The 22,374-nt window shown below is 39.3% G+C and carries 20 protein-coding genes and 1 pseudogene; 1 reads left to right on the top strand and 20 read right to left on the bottom strand.

All coding sequences use genetic code 11. From position 1 onward, the window contains the following. The first annotated feature begins 429 nt into the window (after positions 1-429). Positions 430-1,426: pseudogene (locus A7967_RS23690) on the top strand (ISAs1 family transposase). Between the two features lie 324 nt (positions 1,427-1,750). Here the strand turns inward: A7967_RS23690 and A7967_RS02175 are convergent. From A7967_RS02175 to A7967_RS02080, 20 genes are all read right to left on the bottom strand, one after another. Further along, positions 1,751-3,853 carry a motility associated factor glycosyltransferase family protein gene (locus A7967_RS02175; protein WP_064435344.1) on the bottom strand — a complete coding sequence of 701 codons (2,103 nt, stop codon included), beginning with the start codon at positions 3,851-3,853 and terminating at the stop codon, positions 1,751-1,753. Between the two features lie 12 nt (positions 3,854-3,865). Continuing rightward, positions 3,866-4,165, bottom strand: coding sequence for a hypothetical protein (locus tag A7967_RS02170; RefSeq protein ID WP_064435343.1), 300 nt, complete (start codon positions 4,163-4,165; stop codon positions 3,866-3,868). Continuing rightward, the gene (fliS, locus tag A7967_RS02165; RefSeq protein WP_054203349.1) at positions 4,155-4,583 is read right to left on the bottom strand and encodes a flagellar export chaperone FliS; all 429 of its coding nucleotides are present in this window, start codon (positions 4,581-4,583) and stop codon (positions 4,155-4,157) included. Before fliS ends, A7967_RS02170 begins: the two co-directional genes overlap by 11 nt. Positions 4,584-4,613: 30 nt before the next feature. Next, entirely contained in the window at positions 4,614-6,020 is a 1,407-nt protein-coding gene (gene fliD / locus A7967_RS02160) for a flagellar filament capping protein FliD (RefSeq protein ID WP_054203350.1), read from the bottom strand. Positions 6,021-6,051: 31 nt separating this feature from the next. Continuing rightward, on the bottom strand, positions 6,052-6,486 hold the full coding sequence (locus tag A7967_RS02155) for a flagellar protein FlaG (RefSeq protein WP_054203351.1): 435 nt from the start codon (positions 6,484-6,486) through the stop codon (positions 6,052-6,054). A gap of 75 nt (positions 6,487-6,561) precedes the next feature. Beyond that, entirely contained in the window at positions 6,562-7,524 is a 963-nt protein-coding gene (locus A7967_RS02150; protein ID WP_054203352.1) for a flagellin N-terminal helical domain-containing protein, read from the bottom strand. Positions 7,525-7,689: 165 nt separating this feature from the next. Next, on the bottom strand, positions 7,690-8,658 hold the full coding sequence (locus A7967_RS02145) for a flagellin N-terminal helical domain-containing protein (protein ID WP_054203353.1): 969 nt from the start codon (positions 8,656-8,658) through the stop codon (positions 7,690-7,692). A 428-nt stretch (positions 8,659-9,086) separates the two neighbouring features. Further along, positions 9,087-10,049: a flagellin N-terminal helical domain-containing protein gene (locus A7967_RS02140; RefSeq protein ID WP_054203354.1), complete on the bottom strand. Its 963-nt coding sequence runs from the start codon at positions 10,047-10,049 to the stop codon at positions 9,087-9,089. A gap of 344 nt (positions 10,050-10,393) precedes the next feature. Then, a complete protein-coding gene (flgL, locus tag A7967_RS02135) occupies positions 10,394-11,626 on the bottom strand; it encodes a flagellar hook-associated protein FlgL (RefSeq protein ID WP_054453854.1) in 1,233 nt (410 codons plus the stop codon). Positions 11,627-11,628: 2 nt separating this feature from the next. Continuing rightward, on the bottom strand, positions 11,629-13,632 hold the full coding sequence (gene flgK / locus A7967_RS02130) for a flagellar hook-associated protein FlgK (RefSeq protein ID WP_054453851.1): 2,004 nt from the start codon (positions 13,630-13,632) through the stop codon (positions 11,629-11,631). A gap of 1 nt (position 13,633) precedes the next feature. Further along, positions 13,634-14,599, bottom strand: a complete 966-nt coding sequence (gene flgJ / locus A7967_RS02125; RefSeq protein ID WP_054203357.1) for a flagellar assembly peptidoglycan hydrolase FlgJ — start codon at positions 14,597-14,599, stop codon at positions 13,634-13,636. A gap of 230 nt (positions 14,600-14,829) precedes the next feature. Further along, positions 14,830-15,924 (bottom strand): flagellar basal body P-ring protein FlgI, encoded by a 1,095-nt coding sequence (locus tag A7967_RS02120; RefSeq protein WP_054203358.1) that lies wholly within the window; start codon positions 15,922-15,924, stop codon positions 14,830-14,832. 12 nt (positions 15,925-15,936) lie between these two features. Continuing rightward, entirely contained in the window at positions 15,937-16,620 is a 684-nt protein-coding gene (gene flgH, locus A7967_RS02115) for a flagellar basal body L-ring protein FlgH (RefSeq protein WP_054203359.1), read from the bottom strand. 17 nt (positions 16,621-16,637) lie between these two features. Further along, the gene (gene flgG, locus A7967_RS02110) at positions 16,638-17,426 is read right to left on the bottom strand and encodes a flagellar basal-body rod protein FlgG (RefSeq protein ID WP_054203360.1); all 789 of its coding nucleotides are present in this window, start codon (positions 17,424-17,426) and stop codon (positions 16,638-16,640) included. Between the two features lie 21 nt (positions 17,427-17,447). Next, on the bottom strand, positions 17,448-18,212 hold the full coding sequence (locus A7967_RS02105) for a flagellar basal body rod protein FlgF (RefSeq protein ID WP_054203361.1): 765 nt from the start codon (positions 18,210-18,212) through the stop codon (positions 17,448-17,450). 229 nt (positions 18,213-18,441) lie between these two features. After that, complete coding sequence (flgE, locus tag A7967_RS02100) at positions 18,442-19,785, bottom strand: flagellar hook protein FlgE (protein ID WP_064435342.1); 1,344 nt, start codon at positions 19,783-19,785, stop codon at positions 18,442-18,444. Between the two features lie 59 nt (positions 19,786-19,844). Continuing rightward, entirely contained in the window at positions 19,845-20,525 is a 681-nt protein-coding gene (locus A7967_RS02095) for a flagellar hook assembly protein FlgD (protein WP_054203363.1), read from the bottom strand. Between the two features lie 13 nt (positions 20,526-20,538). Continuing rightward, on the bottom strand, positions 20,539-20,970 hold the full coding sequence (flgC, locus tag A7967_RS02090) for a flagellar basal body rod protein FlgC (protein ID WP_054203364.1): 432 nt from the start codon (positions 20,968-20,970) through the stop codon (positions 20,539-20,541). 2 nt (positions 20,971-20,972) lie between these two features. Then, positions 20,973-21,383 (bottom strand): flagellar basal body rod protein FlgB, encoded by a 411-nt coding sequence (gene flgB, locus A7967_RS02085; protein ID WP_054203365.1) that lies wholly within the window; start codon positions 21,381-21,383, stop codon positions 20,973-20,975. A gap of 150 nt (positions 21,384-21,533) precedes the next feature. Then, positions 21,534-22,364, bottom strand: coding sequence for a CheR family methyltransferase (locus tag A7967_RS02080; RefSeq protein ID WP_054203366.1), 831 nt, complete (start codon positions 22,362-22,364; stop codon positions 21,534-21,536). Positions 22,365-22,374 lie beyond the last annotated feature (10 nt).

Genomic DNA, 22,374 nt, shown 5'->3' with positions numbered 1-22,374 from the left:
AAATAACGGATCTTTTAAAAACCTAAAGCCTTTCCCACTTCTGATTGTGCTTTGTAGTGCCTGAGTAAATCTTCTGGGCTGAGAGTTTTCTCATCTGCATTTGTGGCTAATACAAAGCATGACTTTTTCTCTATTGCCTTTTTAATTAATGTGTCATTTTCTTCAATCTCTACGCTTATTTACCATTCTATACATTTCACCGGCGCGCCTTTTTAAGGTCTGCCTTTCCCTCATATATTTTATATTCACTGAACTGCGTCGTTGCCACATTGCGGTATTTCAATTTTTTCGTTAATTTATACAGCTCGCGCTTTGCATCTGCTTGGCATGCAAACCGTTGTGCTTGTAGGTGATAAAGCAGGGCAAGATCACGAACTTTACCTTGACTTAAAAGTATGATCTCATACTCCTTTTTTAAGGAGCATACCCATGCCTGATATTCAGCTATTTAAATATTTTGAATCAATTGATGATCCTCGCCAACAAGGAAAAGTTGTTCATAAACTATTTGATATCATAGCTGTCAGCGCTGTTGTGTCAGGCAGCCAAGGCTGGGAGGATATCGAAGATTTTGGCCATGATAGATTAGATTGGCTCAGGAAATATACTCCCCTTGAACAGGGCATCCCTCGCCACGACACAATTGCCCGTGTAATGAGCCGTATAGACATGACGCAATTCCAAGAGTCTTTTTCTTCTTGGATGAAAGCCTGCTCCACATTAACTTAGGGCGAAGTAAGTGCTATTGATGGGAAATGATTAAAAGGTTCATTTAATCAACTAGATAGATGTGATTCGCTTTATATGGTCAGTGCATTTGCATGCGAAAATGGTGTTGTTTTGGCACAGTGCCCTGTTGATAAAAAGTCGAATGAAATAACAGCGTTACCGGAACTCCTTGAATTATTGAAGATAAAAGGTTGCTTAATAACAATTGACGCAATGGGGTGTCAAAAGTCAATTGCAGAAAAAATAGTGGGTAAAGAAGCAGATTATCAAAAAACAGAGAAGAATTTAGGTGCTGTGCAGTTACCCATAACGTAAGTGATTTATCAGAAACGATACACTGGGAAGGCGCAAAAACAGTGGGAGTCATTATTTCTTTCAGAAAAGAAAAAGGCAAATAAGCAATGAGTTATGTTATAGATACTATATCAGTTCAGCCCGTTTAACGGCGGAAGAACTCGCAAATTCAGCACGGCAACATTGGCAAATAGAAAATGGATTGCATTGGCGTTTAGATGTAGGATTTAAAGAAGATGAGTGCCGAATAAGGCGTGAAGGTGCAGCCCCTGTATTTGCAGGACTGAGGCATATTGCATTTAATCAGCTAAAAGCAGAAACAAGTTTTAATAAAGGGATGCCTGCAAAACAGAAGAAAGCGATGCGCAGCACAGCCTACCTTGAAAAGGTCTTGAATTCATAGCCTTTTTTCATGCTCTTGCCCTAACTTGAAACCCAGAGGTTTTTGCAAGCGCGATTAGATGGTTTTCTGAGATGAGGGCTTTTAATTGATTTGAAACTTGGTTAATCTGCATGTGAACTCTGTTTTAGTCATTTTTCTTATTGGCGTAACTACTTGATCATTAACAGAGTTCAACTTCAAGTTTCTTAAGATCCAACCTATGTACATGCATTAACTAAAGGCTGAGCAAATAGCTCATTGATTTTTTATATGTTAAGAATGAAAATCACTCATTGAGACCCCATTTTTAATCTATTCGTCTAGCGAAAGTAAGTGTTTCTAGTATTATATTGAAGCTAACTGTTCATCGTTCAGAAAGTCACAATGCACTTTATAGTTCTCTAAAAAATACTCTCTCATATCAACAATATAATCTTGCCAAAGCGAGAAAAGTTCATCAAATTGTTCTAATGTAAATGCTTCATTTTCATAACTATAAAGCAATGTAATTAGTGGGCAGTGAAAATATAATAGCGACCCTTTCATCATATGGTAAATATGACCTAATGGTGAATTTTTAAATGAATACACATACCGTTGCTGTCTTTTAAGTAAATCAGCGGCTTCTTTGATTGTTGTATAAGGTTCATTACTAATAACTAATAAGTGGTTACACATATCAATAAAGCGCTGCACTTCGTAATCTTCATCATTTAATTTATCCAAACTCAGGTTTTCAAAGTATCGCTTCTTGATTAACTCTACCAAAGGAGGCTTATCTAAGCTGTTTTCTGAGTCAATTAATTCATCCGCAGCTAATGAAATAGCGCCTTTAATTTTAGCCCCGTTACCAATATTAAATACATCAGCCAAGGGATTTAACTCTACTAGTTTTTCCAACTGACTATGTGAAATTTTATATAAGTCGTTAGTATAAACAAAACCATCACCTAAATTACCCGGCAGAGTTTTCTCCGTAACAGGTGCGCACCCAATTCCCTCTTCATCGTCTTTATCTTTTTTATAAAAGCTATGATCACTATGATGCTTTCCAGAAGGTAAACTTCCATTATCAACACCAAATAAATAAACATTCTTAAAACCAAAATTTAAGAAAAATGATAGCGCTGTATTAGAGACAAGTGGGTTGCTATATGGAATTAATGGCAATGTTTTAGAGCGATTTTTTAATGATAGAAAATTAATTAAATCAGTCCCCCCCTCATTGCCTTTCAGCGCTAACCCAGACCATTCATATAACTCGGTCGTCTTAGGGTGAACCATATTGACAGCGAGCAAATTTACTCGTTTATACGCTTCTATTGGTAAGGAATCAGCGACAATTTTATAATTAGCGTAAGGCCTTTCTACTAACACATGAAAATCAGCTTGAATACCTATTCGTTCTAAAGATACAAGAGCAGACCCTGCTGCTACAACAATCCCTTTATTTTGATTGTTTTTTAAATAGTCAATAGCCTCATCTAACGATGGGCCATTGCCAACTAAAAACACTGGAATATCTAATAACGAAGCCGGTAGTTTGTCTTTATTCGTAAGAAAAAATTGGTTACTTTCAAGGTGAGAAATTGAGTGAGCAAACCCAGTTATTGCATCATTAAAAAAACCATGTCCCATTTGGAAGCGGAAGTAATCCGCAGCCCAGTTGGCTATTAACTCATTAATGTCACGTCCTGGCGTATGTTGATAACAAAAGCTTCTGACCGCTGAAAACGCCCCTATATCTTCAACTACACTTTCTAAATCTTGAATGAACGTGTTTTTATCTGCTCCCAGATTAAAGAAAAGACAATTTCCTTGAACATCAATTTTTTCAATAACATCAAACCAATCAATACAAAATAAACTTGCATAAAACTGCTCTAGATCAGGCTCAATAATAAATAAATAATCGAACTCAGTATGCTTTAATAATTCTGGTATGTGATACCCTAATCCTACGCCAAAAATAATACCTGATGGAAAATCACCAGGTAATTGCTCTATTTTTTTCTCGTCAAACTCTCTCAATTTACGCATAAACTGACCAAGTTTGACCATATACTCAGTGTGAAGGCGTTTATCTGAACTGCTATCCGGATACCCTGTATAGTCCGTTAGACTAAGAACAGGATGGGCAATCTGGCGTTTAACTTGCTCTTGGCTCTGCTCAAGCGGGTTCTGAGAATAAAGGGGGGCTGGGGCATTTTCAGGTATTATATTGCCATGACCACTTAGCGTTACGTGAATACAGAAATCATCTCGTAATGTTAAATTAGATAAAGCACCTATAATTTCAGGGTAATACTGTGTGAAGCACTGCCAATTTCTTTCAAAACGTTGATTTGCTTCAGTTGCAAAAATAGCTTCTCGCTCTTGATGTTTAATTGTATCTTCTAGCTTTTCTGATAATAGGTTAAGCTCTTCATTAATATCATTACTATTCATCGTTGCTATTACCTATTTGATACTTTTATAAACATTTATTTTTTTCTGCGTATTTAAGTGAACACCAATCTTTTTTGCAATAACGCCTTTTCTCTGTATTAACTCCTGTACTGTCGTATTTAACCGTGTTGAGAAGTCAGATAAAAAAAGAGTATCATCTTCAGTTAATACTGTCGGGGAATTGAATACATTTTTTAATAAATCATCTAATTGGTTTAATTCACTTTGAGCTGAGTCAATATCATCTTCGAGTATGTATTGATTGATTTTTGATAACTTAGGAAGCAATTGTGATAACAGATTAGCCGACATTCGCGTCTATACCATTCTCATTTAGTGTTTGTTGGCGAACATCATGCGGAATTGCATCCCAAGCAGATTTAATCTCTTTTAACAAATTAGAAACCTCATCAACTATTTCAGGATCATTCTTTATAGTTGCATCGACTAAACGGTCAATCATATATGAATAAAGTGCATATAAATTCTCGGTCACTTCGCCACCTACTTCAAAATCTAAGCACCCTCGCAAGGCCTCGATTATGGCGGTTGCCTTAGATAAGTGTTCTGCTTTTGCTTCCATGTGCTTCTTTTCAATGGCTACTTTTGACATTACCATTTTTTCAATAGCACCCGCCATTAACATTTGGATAATTTCATAGCGATCCGCACCTGCAACTCGAGTCTTAAGTGCTTCTTTTTGATAATTTTTTACTTTTGCATTATACATATTAAAACCTTTTAAAATCAAAAATAGTCATTATGATTTGTTTCTTGTAAACCCAGGCAAGCTAGATAGTTGTGCGCTAAGGTAGGTCTGCGTTGATTGCATTTGTGCCAATAAAACATCTAACCCAGAATACTGTTTTCTTAGTCGCCCTTCTAACTCACCCATTCTAAACTCATGATTAATAACATCATCTTCTAAATCATCAATTTGAGTATTTAAGTTTGTTTCACGTTGCTTCATTATTCCATCCGAATCAACGTAATTTCCTAATAATTCCTCAAATTGTTTTGCTAGACCGTTATCACCAGCAAATGCTTTGCCAATGTCGTCAAAATTTTCATCCATAGCAACACTCAGACTACGCACGAGTGATGACTTTTCTAAGTAACCATCTTTCTTAACACCTAAACCAATATCAAATATACTCTTAAAAGGACCAGAATCTGTTAAGTTAGTCGAAAGTGTATTCACAAGCTGTGAACTTAATGAACGAATTGTCGCGTCACTATTTAGCGGCTTACCGACTCGAGATTGAAACCCTAACTGACCAACTACATTATTATAGTTTGCAATGAATTCATCGATTAGTTTTGTTGGACTCTCACGGTCATAACTAACCGCAAGCTTTGCTGTTTCACCATCAACACTTTGGCGTTTAGCTGTGATCGTCATATCTTGCACTGCATCTTTAAACGTATTGGTGTCGTTTGTTATTGAAATACCATCGACTTTAATTATTGCACTTTGGGCTTGGTTTTCAGCAGCTATACCAATACCACCAGCACCGCCAGCGTTTGCTACGGTTGATACGTTATCAAGTTCGGCATTGTCATTAGTGATCACAAGATCATTGTTATCGCCAGTTACATTTGATGTTAAAACTAGCTTAGCCTCAGTGCCTGTGTTAATTATATTTGCTGTCACACCAAAGTTATCATCAGAGTCATTTATCGCATCACGTAATTCAGCTAGAGTAGCGCCTGCATCCACAGTTAAATCAAAGCTTTTGTCTGGGCCTGCAGCAAAAGAAAGCGTTCCTCCAGAAGCACTAACCACATCATCAGTGGTTGTAAAAAGCGAGTCATTGGAAACAGCACGGCTGCCCTGAGCGAGCGCTACAACTTCGATTTTAAAGTCGCCAGGCGTAATATCTTTTGTTGGGGTAACTGAAACGAGATCGCCGTCATCACTGGTTGGTTGCGTGATGTTAGCAATTCGTTTATTGAAGTTATCTGGATCCGCTAGTTTCTCTATCGTATCTTGTAACTTAGAAAGTGCGCCTTTTATTTCACCAATAGCAGAAAGCTCTACTTTGAGTGATTCTTCTTTTTTTACAAAGGCATTCATTTTTGGAACATTTTCAGCGGCAACTGATGCGCTAATGATACTTTCGAGATCCAGCCCCGATCCAATACCTGCGGATGTAATTAGTGGCATACTTCTCTCCTACTATCTGTTCCAAAAAGTGTTAGGCGGTTTGATTCAATAGCAAACCTTTGTTAGTAAGTTTATCGGCAAATTCATCTAAAGCTTTAGCTACTTCTCTAAATTCTTTAGTCGGTATTTCACGAATAACCTCTTCGCTTTTCTTATCAAATACTTTGATAATCGGCGGATCACCATCTTCATCAAATTCAAACACTAAATTAGTTGAAGTAACGGGTATATATTTATTTAATTTTTCTAAGTTCTCTTTTACTTCTTCGATCAGCGCTTTTCTTTCACCTTCTGAATCTAGCTCTTTGCCGTCTTCAACAAACGCAGGTTCTCTTCCAGCAATTTTTACGCCACCTTGTTCAACATTTACTTTTTTATTAACTTCATTTAATTCACTTTTATTTGTAAAAGATGAATTAGCAGACAGATTTTCGTTTGATTTGATTATTGCACTTAAATCAGCCATGGTAGGTCTCCTTCAAAACACAAACAAAGTATAAGTCATTATCAAGCAAAAGCTCAATAATGACTTAGAAACCCATTAGCCTAGTAACGACAGCGCTACTTGTGGACGCTGGTTTGCTTGACTTAGAATTGATTGGCTTGCCTGTTGAAGTATTTGTGACTTTGTTAGACTCGCTGTCTCAGCTGCGAAATCAGTATCTTTTATACGTGATTTTGCTGCACTTAAGTTCTCAGAGATATTTGATTGGTTACGGATTGTTGATTGGAATCGGTTTTGTACCGCACCAAGCTCTGCACGTTTTTTATCAACCACAGCAATCATCGCATCCATACCAGCCATTACAGCTTGTGCATTTGCTTGAGAAGATACACTGATCCCCGACGCTGAAAAGACTGATGAGAAAGCAGTTTCATCTGCAGATGCACCCACTTGTGTACTAATTGTACCTGCTGTAGCACTTAAACTTGCACCCGTTACAGCACTCGCAACACTGGCAATACCTGACATAGTAAAGCCGCCGTCAGCTGCAATAGAGTTAGCTGTGCCACCAACATCTTTCATACTAAAGCTAATATTTTGAATCGCATCAGCACCTACTTGAAAGTTGGCAGAAAATGAGCCATCTAATAAGTTTTGACCACCAAACGTAGTATCGGCAGCTACACGGTTTACTTCTGACGATAATGAACGAATTTCTTCTTGGATAGCCAAGCGATCTTCATCGGTATTAGAACCATTTGATGCTTGCTGTGCCAATGTTCGCATACGCTGAAACATAGATGTTGTTTCATCAAGCGCACCTTCAGCAGTTTGTGCAAGTGAAATACCATCATTTGCGTTACGATTACCTTGATCTAGGCCGCTTATTTGGCTAGTCAAACGGTTAGATATTTGCATACCTGCAGCATCATCTTTCGCACTATTAATACGAAAACCTGATGAAAGGCGTTGAAAGGATGTATCTAGTTGGTTGCCAGACTTCATTAACTGGCGTTGTGCGTTCAAAGAACTCACATTAGTATTTACATATAAAGCCATAATAGCCTCCGCTTTATCATTTTAAATAGAATAACAACGGGATACCCCTACCCTGTTACTATTCCAGACTGAGAGTCCTAGATTTTTAGTTCTCTAAGTCAGTTATCGTCAGATAAAACGGAAACTTTAGCTTTATTTATAATTTTTTAACAATTCTATTTTATTTTAGCCCTGTAACAAGCTTAATGCAGCCTGAGGTCGTTGATTCGCTTGACCTAAAATTGTTTGGCTTGCTTGTTGTAATATTTGGTTTTTAGTTAAATTTGCTGTTTCCATGGCGAAGTCTGCATCTTTAATACGTGACTTAGCAGAGGCTAAGTTTTCAGAAATATTAGCTTGGTTTCGTATTGTAGACTGAAACCGGTTTTGAACTGCACCGAGTTCAGCACGCTTTTTATCTACAACGGCAATAAGTGAATCCATTCCAGCCAAAACAGCTTGCGCGTTTACTTGTGACGACACACTAATACCCGCGGCTGTAAATACAGCAGAAAAATCTAAAGTTGTCGATGCCGTTGCACCATCAACAGAACTGACATTTGCTGCAAGTGTTGAAAGCGCCTTTCCACCTACTGCAGATGCTACACCTGCAACACCTGAAATAGTGAAACCACCATTAGCCGCTAATGAATTGGCCGTATCACCAACTGATTGCATACTAAACCCAATTGTTTGCACAGCATCAGCGCCGACTTGAAAGCTTGCAGAGTAAGAACCATCTAGTAAATTTTGGCCGCCGAATGTGGTATCACTGGCGATTCGATTAACTTCATCTGATAGCTGCCTGATCTCCTCTTGGATCGCAAGCCTATCTTCATCAGTATTAGAGCCGTTTGCTGATTGCTGTGCCAATGTTCGAATACGCTGGAATGTTGATGTAATTTCATCAAGTGCACCTTCGGCAGTTTGTGCTAAAGAAATGCCATCATTCGCATTACGATTGCCTTGGTTTAAGCCTAGGATTTGCGACTGTAAACGATCCGATATTTGTAAACCAGCGGCATCATCAGCAGCACTATTAATACGCAACCCAGATGATAAACGTTTAAATGATGTATCTAAGTCGTTTCCAGTTCTTTCTAGCTGTCTTTGTGCATTTAACGCACTGACATTCGTGTTTACAAATAAAGCCATAATAAACTCTCTTCTTATCTGTCAAATTAAAGCCACTTTAATTAAGTGGAATTTTGACAAAGTGACTAGTTACAGCAGCCAAGATATATTGGCCCGGGGCAATAAACTGCCACTTTGCAGGTTAATTTAAAAACTTAATAAGTATTGAGCAATCTTTAGGCCAACTTTATGATTATTTATTGACCCCATAAAAAAAGGGCCTTTAAAAGGCCCTTGAAAGATAAGTTTGAGAGTAGGTTTAAAACAAAAACATTGGCATAGTTTATGCTTTGTATATTATGTTCTTACAAATGTGAGAACACTTCAGGATTTTTAAGCGCCTCCGCTTTATCAATCCGTTTCAGCGCCTTTGTTAATACCCCATTAGACAAAGGCGCTACATTCTTAGTCAATTAATTGACGTCGCTTCAAAATTAATAAATCAGTTATTAACCTAGAAGACTTAATGCTGCCTGTGGACGCTGATTAGCCTGGCTAAGAATTGTTTGGCTTGCCTGTTGTAGAATCTGCATTTTAGTTAAGTTAGCAGTTTCTTGTGCAAAGTCAGTATCTTTAATACGTGATTTTGCAGCACTTAAGTTTTCAGAAATATTCGATTGGTTACGAATAGTTGACTGGAACCTGTTTTGAACAGCACCTAGCTCCGCACGTTTTTTATCTACTACCGCGATAAGCGAATCCATACCCGCCATTACCGCTTGTGCATTGGCTTGTGAAGATACACTGATACCACCAGCAGTAAATACTGATGAAAATGCTGTTTCATCTGCTGATGCGCCTACTTGCGAACTAATCGTTCCAGCTGTAGCACTTAAGCTAGCACCGGTTACCGCACTGGCAACACCTGCAATGCCTGACATGGTGAAACCACCATTATCCGCTATAGAGTTAGCCGTTCCACCAACTGATGCCATACTAAAGCTGATATTCTGAACAGCGTCAGCGCCTACTTGGAAGTTAGCTGAGAAAGAGCCATCTAATAGGTTTTGACCACCAAACGTTGTATCTGCAGCAACACGATTCACTTCTGATGATAATGAACGAATCTCTTCTTGAATTGCTAAGCGATCTTCATCTGTGTTTGAACCATTCGCTGCTTGTTGTGCAAGTGTACGCATACGTTGAAACATTGAAGTTGTTTCGTCTAGTGCACCCTCAGCAGTTTGAGCTAATGAAATACCATCGTTTGCGTTACGGTTACCTTGGTTAAGGCCATTAATTTGTGACGTTAAACGGTCAGAAATTTGTAGACCCGCTGCATCATCTTTCGCACTGTTGATACGAAAACCTGATGATAAACGTTGAAATGATGTATCTAGTGCATTACCAGAATTGTTTAATTGTCTTTGTGCGTTTAACGCGCTAACATTTGTATTTACGTATAAAGCCATGATATCTCTCCCGAAGTAAACTTATCATTTACTCTCAAACTTACTGGATTAAGCAGTGGTTGTTATTTTCAACGCTTTGCTTGGTTAATTAAGTTATCGGTCTACTCAAAAAATCCTTTAGCTTTTTTTTAAGTTTTTTTAATAAAAAACATTAATCCATTGTAATTTAATAACTTTTAAATTAAATACAATTGATTTCAATGGTCAAATAATGCAGAGATCACAACAGCTATTTTTACTAAGATAATATTTTAGGAAGCTATAAGTGTCTAAATATAAAAGATATAAGTTTAAAGGAAGGGAAAAATAAGAGTAAGGCAACAGATTGCCTTACTCTTTATACTTTATAGATAATCGAACAGTGATAAATTAGCTAAGCGGCCAAATGTTGCCTGCGAGGCTTGTAATGCAGTTTCTTGTTTGGTGAGTTCAGTTATGGCTTCGGCCATATCGAGTTCAACTAAGTCAGCTCGCGATGCTTTATTATTCACATCACGATCGCTGTTAGAGTCTGTTACCTTTTCCGTTGTATTAAGTCGCCCACCCAAACCGGCTTGCGTCAAAGAGACATTATTTTTTGCATTATCAATTTGAGTCATTGCATCAGCTAATACTTGCTCATAATCATCTTGGTTAATTGTGGTGTCAGTCAAGCCTGCGATTAAATCACTTAATGTATTTAAAATATTCTCTTTTTGAGGGGCTTCTAATGTAAAATCCACTTGCCCACTCGCTACAGGACTAATGTCAATTTCCATTCCTGCAAAGTTGATTGTTCCGTTATCAAAGCTACCTGATTCAATAATGTTCCCCCCCTGCTCTACTTGATATGTATTAGGGGTCCCCGCGGTCGTTATCACATTATATGTATTTGCGCCTGCGACTGCATTTGGATCTGCGTTATAACTCGCTTTGTGAAACGCATCAAACTCAGCCTGTTCTTTTACATAAACTTTGGCGCTTGTGATCCCACCGCTTGCAACACCATCATTGGATGTGAGGTTTAAGCGCGCATTTACTTTTTCAAACACATCAAAACCATTGTCACTGGATTTTATTTCTACACCTTCAGCTACTTTGATCTTATGTTGGCCTTGATCACCGCCGTACTCATACTTACTCGACGTAGAATTAAAGCTGTAAGTTTGCGTGTTATCTTGGTAACCAGAAAAAATATACTTATTGTCTTCTGTTTTAGCATTCATTAAATCATGTACATTACTTTGAATTGATTTGATTTCTTCTGCAATACCTTGACGATCTATATCACTATATGCACCATTACCAGCCTGAATAGCTAATGTATGTGCTTTTTCAAGTGAAAGTTTGATATTTTCAAGCACACTCTCTTGAATATTTAAACGACTGGTCAACATAGTAATATTTTTACTAAATTGTTCATTTGTTTGAATTTTATCTGTATACAGTAATGCACGCGCAGTCGCTGAGGGGTCATCTGAGGCAGTTAAAACACGTTTTTGAGTATTAACTTGCTCTTGTGCTTTATTGACATTTTGTTGATTTTTCAAAATAGAATTCACACTACTTTGATACATTAAATTGTTTGATAAACGCATAATTACCTCGTAGCACCAAGTAAAGTGTCAAAAATAGTACGGGATGTCGCAAGCACCTGAGCTGACGCTGCATAAGATTGCTGAAAGCGCAGTAAATTGGCCGCCTCTTCATCAAGATTAACCCCTGATAATGATTCATACCAAGCCTCTGATTGTTTTGCTAACGCTTCAAAGGCTGCACCATTTGTTTTTGCTTGGTTAGTTACAACGCCTACATCGGTTACTAAAGCCCCATAAGCTTGATTAAAGGTCTTATGATTATCTGCTGTCGCTGTGGTGACAACATTTTGACGTACTAACTCACCATTTTGTAACTCAGCAAGTTTTAACCCATTACGGTTATCATCAAAGCCACCTGTATTAAACTCTAATGTAAAGGTATCACCTGTTGCTGGCGTGCCTTCAATATTAAAATCAAAACCATAACCATCAAACGGAGCGCCTGCTTGAGCTAAAATATTCTCAGCCGGTGGCGTTATTGTAAATGTACTCGTACCGCTGCCGTCTGTAATTGTATACTCGTTTAAATTCGCTGTTTTAACTAAACTAACATCACCATTAGTCAGCCCTGGCGGTGTTGCTGTAAAACCACCGGAGTCAATACTCGTCACATCACCTACAGATATACTCGCTTCACTGGTGTTATTAATATCATTTGCGGTACGAATTGGAGCAGCTAATGCTAAATCTTCTGGCCTATTCGTTGCCATTTCTAAGCTAGATGCAGCCTGAGCATTCAGTTTTATCTGAAATTGATCATCAACGTTTCCCGTACCAGAGACATTAATCTGCAAACCAAACGATTCACCACTGGTAATCGTTGATGAATCAACAATACCGCCAACAATATTAGCCGTAGAGGCACTGCCGAGTGGCTCACCTTTATTATCAACAGGCTGAATTTCAACTGTCGTTGCACTGGTATAAGTAATAACAAAGTCACTTGCAGGTATTTCGCTGCCTTTGCCAGGCTCTAATGTGGCAGTCATTGCCGCTGTACCTGTATTAGCTTGGTATGCAAACCCACCGGTTGTAGGTATAGTAAAAATATCGCCACCTAGCTCACCATTACCATCCATTCCAAGCCTATTTTGCTGATTAAATGCATCTGCAATCGCAAGTCCCATTTGCCCTAACTGGTTTTGTGCTGGTACTAATACATCATCACGAAATGCCAGCAGTCCACCAATTTTACCTTTTAGTTTACCTACATCAACTTCAAGCGGCACAGCTTTGCCGTCGTTTATATCTAGGTGAAGTTCTTTAAAGTTAGGATCAGGGTCACCGCGCATTGAAAATAAATTAAATGAACCACTTTGCATTACAAGTGCTTCTCCTGTGCCCATAAACACCAGTTTTTCACCATTAGGGCCGTCTAACGTTTCAATATCAACCAACTCTGATAACTCACGTATTGCTTGATCACGTTCGTTAAACATGGAACTTGCATCAGCAGCATTTCGCGTCCCATTAACAGCTGCGACTTGTTTGTTAAGCTTGCTGATATTCTGTACTAACGTATTCGCTTCCCCAGAAAATATTTCAAGCTGCTCGTTCACAATATTTTTTTGATCAAATACGATCCCAGATAAACGCTCCATTTGACTAATTAAATTTTGCGCATCAGTCATTACTAGCGAGCGGGCAACCGTTGAAGAGGGCTGATTTAAACTCTCCTGCACATTATTAAAAAGGGAGTTTATACTGGTAGATAAGCTATTAGACTCTTGAGAGAATAATGTATCTACTCGGCCAGCTTCGCTAACAAATTGATCAAAGAATGCTTTATTTGAAGTATCGCGATTTAGTTGTTTTTGTGCGAACTCATTAAGTAATCTGTACGTATCACCACGACCAACTTGATTGTCGATCATAGTCATGTGCTCTGTACGCTCGCGCACATAGCCCACTGTATTTACATTGGCAATATTCTTGCTGGTCGTTTGCAGTAATTCTGTATTAGCACGTACACCAGAATTAGCAATGTCTAACAAATTAAACGACATTTTAATTTACTCCTTGGCGAACCAATGTTGCCGCCAATGTTTTAAGCTCAGTGCGATTAAGTACCTGCTTAATTTTATCGGCATAATTGGGGTCGGTTGCATACCCCGCTTTTTGTAATGAATCTAAAAAAGCGGCAGGTTTTGCGGTATTTTGTAAGGCTTCTTGATAACGTGGGTTTTGCGTCAAAAATTCAACAAAGTCATTTACACTGTCTTTGATTGAGTCATAGGCTCTAAAGCTAGCCTGTTTTTTAACAGGCATACCTTCTTCAAATTCAAGTGTAACTTTACTGGCTTTATCACCTTGCCAGCTTCTATCTGACTTAATATTGAATAAATTAAATGAGCTATTACCATCACTTTTATTAATAATGTGTTTCCCCCAGCCAGTCTCAAGTGCAGCTTGTGCAACCATTACAGCTGGGTTTAACCCTATTTTTTCTGCGGCTGTTTTAGCGTGCTCCCACACACTTGAGATAAACTCTTCAGCATTTTCAAACTGTGGTTTTTGCTGCTTTTGCGCTTTACTGGCAGAGGCTGAGTCAACGCTAGCATCAGTACTTTTACCGTTTGCACGGTTATCACTTGAAAACTCATTAACTGAGCGCAGTACAGACCCTGGCATAAAGTTTTTAGTATCTGGGGAGAGTTGTTGAACAATAATATCAGCCAAACCTAGCGAGCCTTTTGAAGAAAGCTCAACGGATAGTTGCTGGTCATGCATTTCTTCAAAGAACTTTACACCGCTTGAATTAAATGGACTTTCTTTATCCTCAAAGGCTTCATTTGCTTTGCGCATACTTTTAAGCAACATTTGCGTAAAGATAGATTCAAATTGTGCCGCTGCTTTTTTCAGCGCTTCTTTAGACGCTTCAGGCGAAGCCCCGCCCTTTAAGGCCTCTTGACGAAGTGAGTCAAGATTCCCTAAATCAAAGAAGTTTTGTTTATCGAGATGATTAGTATCCATCAGCAATTTGACACAATAGTTAATAATACTACTAACAATGCAATAATTGAGCCAAATATCATGTTGGCGTGTTGGCGTGTTGGCGTGTTGGCGTGAAAGTAAAACAAGTATGCTAGGTGGTTACAAAGTAAAGTTAGCCTCGGCTAGATTTTTTATCCAGTAAACAAATGTCTACAATGTCGCGAAGGCGGTAATGTAGACATTCGTGAATGTCACTAATAGATCACATGTTAAATCACAACAAGCTGTCCATTTATTGCCCCAGCTTCTTTTAGTGCTTCTAAAATGGCCATTAAATCACCAGGTGCTGCGCCCACTTCATTAATAGCACGCACTAAGTCATCAAGGCTTACACCTGGATTAAAAACAAAAGCACGCGAATCATCTTCGTTCACATCTATTATACTTTGATTAGTAACGACCGTTTCCCCTTCAGCCAGTGGGTTTGGCTGCGCCACATTTTGCTGCTCTGCAATTGTTACCGTTAAACCACCATGAGTAATTGCCGCAGGTTGTAATTTTACATTTTTGCCAATCACAATCGTACCAGTGCGCGAATTAACAATGATTTTTGCGGCGGTATCAGCAGGCTTAAACTCTAAATTTTCAAGTGTTGATAAGTAAGAAACACGTTGCGATGCATCTCTTGGAGCAATTACACGTATTGATGCGGCATCTATCGCTGTTGCGCTATTTGGCCCGACCAGATCATTTATCACCTGCTCTAAACGTTTTGCCGTTGTAAAGTCAGGGCGATTTAAATTAAATGTAATGTAGTCGCCTTGCATAAAAGGGCTTTTAATCGCACGCTCCACCGTCGCACCATTTGGAATACGCCCCACTGTGGGTGTATTTATAACAACACGGCTACCATCGGCCCCTTCAGCGCCAAGTCCACCAACAATTAAACTCCCTTGCGCTATTGCATACGTATTACCATCAACCCCTTTTAGAAAGGTTTGAATTAAGGTACCACCACGTAAACTACCCGCGCTGCCAATTGAAGAAACGGTAATATCAATTCTTTGTCCTGGTTTTCTAAATGCGGGCAATTCTGCATGGACTGCAACAGCAGCCACATTTTTAATTTTTGGTTTTAAAGTAGCTGGTAATGTAATACCAAAACTATTTAACATACCTTTAAAGCTTTGTTCAGTGAATCTGCTTTGCTCACCAGTGCCAGGTAAACCTACAACCAAACCATACCCTACGAGTTGATTTGAACGAACACCTTCAACCATTGATACATCTTTAATACGCTCTGCAAAAACATTGGCGTGCCAACCTAATAAACAAAGAGTAATTAATACTTTAAAGCCATTCATAATAACGATCCTTTAAAAAGGGAACAGTGCACTACTGAAGAACTGCGTTAACCAACCCGCACTTTGAGACTCTTGTAATTGCCCTTTGCCTGAATATTGAATTCTCGCATTAGCAATGCGATTAGAGGTAACTGTATTATCTGCAGTAACATCTTGTGGACGCACAAGCCCTTCGAGTCGAATAAACTCTTCACCTGTATTCAACGTCAGCCACTTTTCACCACGAATCACTAAATTTCCATTTGGTAACACACGCATTACGTTTACTGAAATATCACCAAATAAACTATTTGATTGGTTTGATTTTAAATCGCCATTAAAAGACGAGCCACTGCCAATGCCAAATTGAATGCTATCGCCACCAATATTAACCGGCAACCCCCCTAACCCAACAACAGGATCAAGACTTGCGTCACTTGTTTTATCAGTTTGAGTTTTTGCAGCTTTTGATGACTGTGTTGACTCTTGCAGTTTCACCGTAATAATATCGCCTGTGCGCAGTGCTTTTTTATCTGAATAAAGATCATTCGATAAATAACTATCAAATAGTGAACCTGTCGCTACAACTTGCTCTGTTGCAGGCTCTGGATACATAGGCGCATAGTAAGGGTCATCCTGAACCACATCAGTATTTTGGCTTGTCATACAGCCACTTAAAAATAATACACCCGTTAAGGTTATGGTAAAATTACGCATCACTTTGCCCCTAATCATTAAAGTTGCTGATTGATATAACTCATCATTTCATCCACAGCTGAAATAACTTTTGAGTTCATTTCATAAATACGCTGCGTCTCAATCAAGTTAACCAATTCTTCGGTCACATTAACATTAGACGTTTCTAATGCGCCTTGTACCACAGAACCTAAACCTTCTAGACCTGGATTACCTTGCACTGGAGCACCACTGACGGCAGTCTCTGTATATAAGTTTTGACCAACAGGCTCTAAACCCGATGGATTAATAAAATCACTAATTGTTAGCTGCCCAATCACGACATTCTCAGCCTGCCCTGCAACACGTACAGATACTTCGCCGTCTTGCGAAATTGTGATGGACTGTGCATCATCAGGTACATTCATTTCAGGTTGAACCGGAAAACCTGCACCAGCGGTTACAATTCGACCATCTTCATCTGTCGTAAATTGGCCGTTTCGCGAATAGGCAATATTGCCATCTGGTTGTAGTATTTCGAAAAAACCAGGACCCGAAATCATCCAATCTAAGGAGTTTTCAGTGGTCAACATATTACCTTGAGAAAAGTTCTTTTGGTTGGCAACAACCTTAGCACCCGCACCAAGCATTAAACCTGATGGCATTTCTGTATCTTGCGATGAACGACCACCCGGCTGGTTAATATTTTGATAAAGTAAGTCTTCAAACACCGCTCGGCTCTTTTTATAACCGACAGTACTGGCATTGGCTAAGTTATTTGAGATCACCGAAATATCGGTTTGTTGGGCATCTAAGCCTGTTTTACTGATCCACAATGCAGGATTCATTTTTGTGTCCTCTCAATAAGGTTAAACAATGCGCATCAACTGAGTTTGACGTTCGTCAATTTCTTCAGCTGTTTTCATTAACTTAACTTGTAATTCAAATTGGCGTTGATGGCTTATCATATCCACCATCTCATGTACGGGGTTCACGTTTGACATCTCTAACATACCGCTCATCACTTTAACGTTTGGTGAGATATCACAAAACCCACATAAATCATCAATGAGTAACTCAGGCTTTGGTCTAAACAGGCCATCATTGCCTTTTTCAAGTTCAGAGTTATTTGCCTTAATGACCTTAAGGCGATCAACCACCTCTAAGAAGTTTGCTGGCGCACCTTGCGGGCGAACCTGAATCGCTCCGTCTTCACTAAACTCTAATTTTTCAATTGGTAACGGCAAAATGATCGGGCCACCCTCACCTATTACCTGACGACCATGACTCGTTATTAAAGCACCATCAGGGGTGATATTTAGTGTACCAACTTTGGTATAAGCTTCTTTGCCTGATGCATCTTGAACACTTAGCCAACCTTTATCGCTCAAAGCAATATCTAAATCACGGCCCGTTTCAACGATACCGCCTGAGGTCATGTTTGAACCTGGTCGCTCTTGCATTGAGAAAACGCGGGTAGGTAAACCTTCTCCAAAAGCTTGCATCGAACGAGCTTGTGCAAAATCCGCTTTAAATCCAGTCGTATTGGCATTTGCTAAATTGTTTGCTTTGAGCGCGAGGCCCCGCATACTTTGCTTAGCCCCAGACGCTGCAATGTAGACCATCTTGTCCATAACATCGACTCACGTTAAAATTCTATAACGTAATAAATGCAAGATAAGTGCCACAATAAATTGACGCTAATTTAAGCTAAGGCCCACGGGCAAAGAATAAGAATAAATTAGGCAAAGCAGTAATCAAATCGGGGGATTAAAAAAGGCCGCCAATTGCAGGCAGCCTAGGTGTCGGATCGTAAATAAGAACCTTACAGTATTAACTCTTAACTTAAGTTCAAGTTAATAATTAACGGATCTGCAAGATTGCTTGTTGTAATGTAGAGTTAACTTCAAGTGCACGTGAATTTGCTTGGAAGTTACGTTGTGCACTGATCAAATCAACCAATTCATTGGTTAAGTTTACATTTGACTGCTCTAGAGCAGATGAGTTAATTGAACCCAATGTACCTGACCCTGGCTCACCAGCAATTGGCTCACCCGATGTTAAGCTCTTTTTCCATGAAGTATCACCTGCTTGCTGTAGGCCTTGTGAGTTTGAAAAGCGAACCATAGCCACTTGGCCTAAGAATGAGGTATCACCATTGCTGTATGACGCAACAACCTTACCATCTGTACCAATATCAATCCCTGCTAAACGCCCCACTGTCGCACCATCTTGCTCAAGTGCTTTAACTTCAAAACGACTTGCGTATTGAGTCGGTACTTTATTACTCGTACCTGCAGAGTCACGCCAATTTACCGTAATTTCGTTCGGAAATTGTGCGCCATTACTCAATAAAGTGCTTAAACCTGCCGCAGCACCTGATGGCAATACTACATCAGGAAAAGTTGTTTCTGGCGCTGCTACATCAGGTAAACCTGCGGCAGTAAATTGCAATGAATCAATCGGGGTATGTGCTCCAGTTGCTGTTGCAGCACCCGTTATATCAAACGGTTTTTTATCCATCGTGGCATAAACACTCCAGCTATTTGCATTGGTCGCAGGATCTTGCTTTACAAAAAATAACTGCGCAACGTGAGGCTGACCTAACGAATCATAAATTGTTGTAGACGTTGACGAGTTATAACTCGTGCTATCGGTAGGATCAAATGTAGAAGTAGTAGGCACATCTGAACGCGAATCTAAATTCATTGAACTATAAATATTGCTCGTATGACGCGGTGCTCCTGATGCATCAGGGATCTGAATCGGTGAAGTCGTACTTAAACTTACAGATGTTGTATTGCCTGTAGAAGGGTCAACAGGGAAGCCTTGCAAGTAATTACCACGTGCATCAACAACAAAGTTATCTTTATTGAGCTTAAAAGCACCTGCACGAGAATATGAAAAATCTTGCGATGCTATATCTTCACTCATTGCAAAGTAACCTTCACCCGTGATTGCTAAATCTAATGAGTTTTGAGTAAACTTAAGTGAACCTTGGTGGAATTGTTGCGCCACCATGGTGGTTTGTACACCATCACCATTTTTTGTTTTGCCCGAGCTAAAAACTGACGATGCATACACATCAGCAAATTCAGCGCGCGACTCTTTAAAACCGGTCGTATTTACGTTAGCAATGTTATTTGCAGTTACATCCAAATCTTTTTGTGCGGCTGCAATGCCAGTTAATGCAATATTGAAGCTCATAATTCACCTCTAATCTGTCAATGTTTAGCCGAAAGAAGGCTAACTAATTATTAAAATTTCTACGCGATTTCTGCAACGTCAGTTAGCCTAACCGCACCTTCTTTTGTGTTAACGATAATGCCATTAGCACCATTAATATTCACACTTTCGATATTCTTAAAAGTTGCAACAGGTAAACTTGTAAACTCACCATTAAGCTGCCCTTCTGCTTTAATTTTGTATTCACCTGGAGGTAAACGTTCCCCATCGGCATTTTTACCATCCCATGCAAAACGCACAGCACCCGCTGGTTGAGCCCCCATATCAATGGTACGTACCAACTGCCCTGAAGAATCTTCGATTCGTAGCATCAAGCTTTCAACGGGGCCTTCAGCAACAGCAGTCCCGCGAGCATCACCAGTGTCATTCAAATCTAACTTATCAGACTCTAATAACGCCTGCTTACCCACTAGAGTTGAGGCTTGTAATGCTGAATTCGATGTCATTGACGCTGCCAGTGACTGAAAGTTGCTATTTAAATTCGAGATCCCTTCAGCCATAGTAAAACTGGTCATCTGTGCGATCATCTGATCATTGTCGGCCGGCTTACTAGGATCTTGAAATGACAACTGTTGAGTTAGCAGCGAGAAAAAATCTTCTTGCGTTAACTCATCGCTTTTTTGCTCACTCGCTACCTGTTTATCTTGCCACTTGAGCGAATCTAAATAGGTTGACGATGCTGTGCTGATATCGTTACTCATAACCTTTCCTCAATTACCGCTGCCCAAGCAACAGTGTTTTGCTTAACATTTGCTTTGCTGCATCAGCAACTTGCACATTTGTTTGATAAGAGCGTGAGGCAGAAATCATATTAGCCATTTCTTCAACAACGTTAACATTAGGTTTGTAGATATAACCATTTTCATCCGCACTTGGATGGTTCGGGTTATATTCTATTTGCAGTGGCTTATTACTCTCCACGATCCCTAACACTTTTACGCCAACAGACGACCCCTGTTTGTTGCCGTGCGATTCCGAGGCTTTACTCAACTCCGCAGCAAACACAGCGTGGCGTGCTCGATAAGTCTTGTCTTGGCTTGAGCTAATAGTATTGGCATTAGAAATATTACTGGCTGTGGTATTTAAGCGTACATTCTGTGCACTCATACCTGTACCTGAAATATCGAAAACGTTATATAAACTCATGCTTAGGCTCCTTGACTACCGAGGGCTTTTTTAAGGCCTTTAATTTTACCGCTCATAAACTGCAGGCTTGCCTGATACTCTAATGAGTTCTTTGTATACAAGTTTCGTTCCACTTGTATATCCACTGAGTTACCATCACCTGTATCTGTTTGATTTGGCGAGCGAAACATTTCACTATTACCTACATAACGACTGCCGCCGGCAATGTGTTTAGCGTTGGTTGTTACCATGCTGTTGCCGCTTTGCTGGTGGCTTTTTGCCGTTTTAAGTGCAGACGCAAAATCGATATCTTTCGCTTTATAGCCTGGCGTATCAGCATTAGCGATATTGGTTGCTAATAACTCTGCTCGCTGCGAACGGATCAACATTGCGTGAGGATGCACCCCAAATGCTTTATCAAAACTGATAGCCATAACCATCTCCAAAAAATTGACTTAAGTTGATTAATGCAAAAGACGAGCCAGTTTAATGAACACAATAAAGGAAGGATTAACTTATTAATTATAAAGAAAAACGGTGCTTATACGGCACCGTTTTTTTAGGAGTAGCTAGAAGTGAATTAGTTATTTTTTTTGATAAATAATTCCAGGGTTGCACCTAACCATATCAAACTCATCACTGAGTCCCGACATTGACTCTGACGCTCCTAAAAACAAAAAGCCCTTAGGGTTAAGCGCTTGAGCAAATTGGGCGATAATTTTTGCTTTCACTTCAGGTGAAAAATAAATCAATACGTTACGGCAAAAAATAATATCAAACTTCCCCATCAGCGCATACGAGTCTAATAAATTTAGGTGTCTAAAACTAACCAGTTTTTTAATAGGATCAACAACCTGCGCCATGCCATTGCCGCTGTCTTTAAAAAACTTTTTACGGCGCTCTACTGACAAACCACGAGCTAAAGCGAGTGAATCATATTCTGCATGTTTACACATATCTAGCATCGTATTAGAAATATCAGTACCAATTATCTGAGCACCCATTTTTAATACACCAGGCTGCTTAGCCTGAAATTCAGCAACCGACATTGCAATTGAGTAAGGCTCCTGCCCAGAAGAGCTCGCCGCAGACCATATTTTTAATGGCCTACGTAACTCTTTATGCTCAGGAAACAATTTAGATTGCAATAACTCAAAAGGATATTGATCCCTGAACCAAAGTGTTTCATTTGTTGTCATTGCATCAACAACTGCAGCGCGTAACTGACGCTCATGTGGGCTGAGTGTTTTACTAACCAATTGCGAAAGCGATTCAACTTTAAAGCGCACCATTAAAGGCGCAAGTCTGCTTTTAACTAAATAAAGCTTATTATCGCCTAACACAATGCCGCATTGTTGCTCTAAAAAAGAACGAAATTGATTATACTCGCCTTGCTCTAAATGCTTATTTTCCAAAGTAACACCA

Source organism: Pseudoalteromonas neustonica, from assembly GCF_001653135.1.
GTDB classification, from domain to species: Bacteria; Pseudomonadota; Gammaproteobacteria; order Enterobacterales; family Alteromonadaceae; genus Pseudoalteromonas; species Pseudoalteromonas neustonica.
The sequence above is the reverse complement of the archived record's forward strand: the minus strand, read 5'-3'. Positions and strand labels throughout refer to the sequence as shown.

Excerpts from the sequence above, each read along its gene's own strand:
- flgG (WP_054203360.1), bottom strand. The coding sequence starts at position 17,426 with ATGAATCCTGCATTGTGGATCAGTAAAACAGGCTTAGATGCCCAACAA.
- flgH (WP_054203359.1), bottom strand. The coding sequence starts at position 16,620 with ATGCGTAATTTTACCATAACCTTAACGGGTGTATTATTTTTAAGTGGC.
- A7967_RS02140 (WP_054203354.1), bottom strand. The coding sequence starts at position 10,049 with ATGGCTTTATACGTAAATACAAATGTTAGCGCGTTAAACGCACAAAGA.
- A7967_RS02120 (WP_054203358.1), bottom strand. The coding sequence starts at position 15,924 with ATGAATGGCTTTAAAGTATTAATTACTCTTTGTTTATTAGGTTGGCAC.
- A7967_RS02105 (WP_054203361.1), bottom strand. The coding sequence starts at position 18,212 with ATGGACAAGATGGTCTACATTGCAGCGTCTGGGGCTAAGCAAAGTATG.
- fliS (WP_054203349.1), bottom strand. The coding sequence starts at position 4,583 with ATGTATAATGCAAAAGTAAAAAATTATCAAAAAGAAGCACTTAAGACT.
- flgE (WP_064435342.1), bottom strand. The coding sequence starts at position 19,785 with ATGAGCTTCAATATTGCATTAACTGGCATTGCAGCCGCACAAAAAGAT.
- A7967_RS02170 (WP_064435343.1), bottom strand. The coding sequence starts at position 4,165 with ATGTCGGCTAATCTGTTATCACAATTGCTTCCTAAGTTATCAAAAATC.
- flgJ (WP_054203357.1), bottom strand. The coding sequence starts at position 14,599 with ATGGATACTAATCATCTCGATAAACAAAACTTCTTTGATTTAGGGAAT.
- A7967_RS02175 (WP_064435344.1), bottom strand. The coding sequence starts at position 3,853 with ATGAATAGTAATGATATTAATGAAGAGCTTAACCTATTATCAGAAAAG.
- flgB (WP_054203365.1), bottom strand. The coding sequence starts at position 21,383 with ATGGCTATCAGTTTTGATAAAGCATTTGGGGTGCATCCTCACGCAATG.
- A7967_RS02145 (WP_054203353.1), bottom strand. The coding sequence starts at position 8,658 with ATGGCTTTATTTGTAAACACGAATGTCAGTGCGTTAAATGCACAAAGA.
- A7967_RS02155 (WP_054203351.1), bottom strand. The coding sequence starts at position 6,486 with ATGGCTGATTTAAGTGCAATAATCAAATCAAACGAAAATCTGTCTGCT.
- A7967_RS02150 (WP_054203352.1), bottom strand. The coding sequence starts at position 7,524 with ATGGCTTTATATGTAAATACTAATGTGAGTTCTTTGAACGCACAACGC.
- flgK (WP_054453851.1), bottom strand. The coding sequence starts at position 13,632 with ATGTCGTTTAATTTGTTAGACATTGCTAATTCTGGTGTACGTGCTAAT.
- flgC (WP_054203364.1), bottom strand. The coding sequence starts at position 20,970 with ATGAGTTTATATAACGTTTTCGATATTTCAGGTACAGGTATGAGTGCA.
- A7967_RS02095 (WP_054203363.1), bottom strand. The coding sequence starts at position 20,525 with ATGAGTAACGATATCAGCACAGCATCGTCAACCTATTTAGATTCGCTC.
- flgL (WP_054453854.1), bottom strand. The coding sequence starts at position 11,626 with ATGCGTTTATCAAACAATTTAATGTATCAAAGTAGTGTGAATTCTATT.
- fliD (WP_054203350.1), bottom strand. The coding sequence starts at position 6,020 with ATGCCACTAATTACATCCGCAGGTATTGGATCGGGGCTGGATCTCGAA.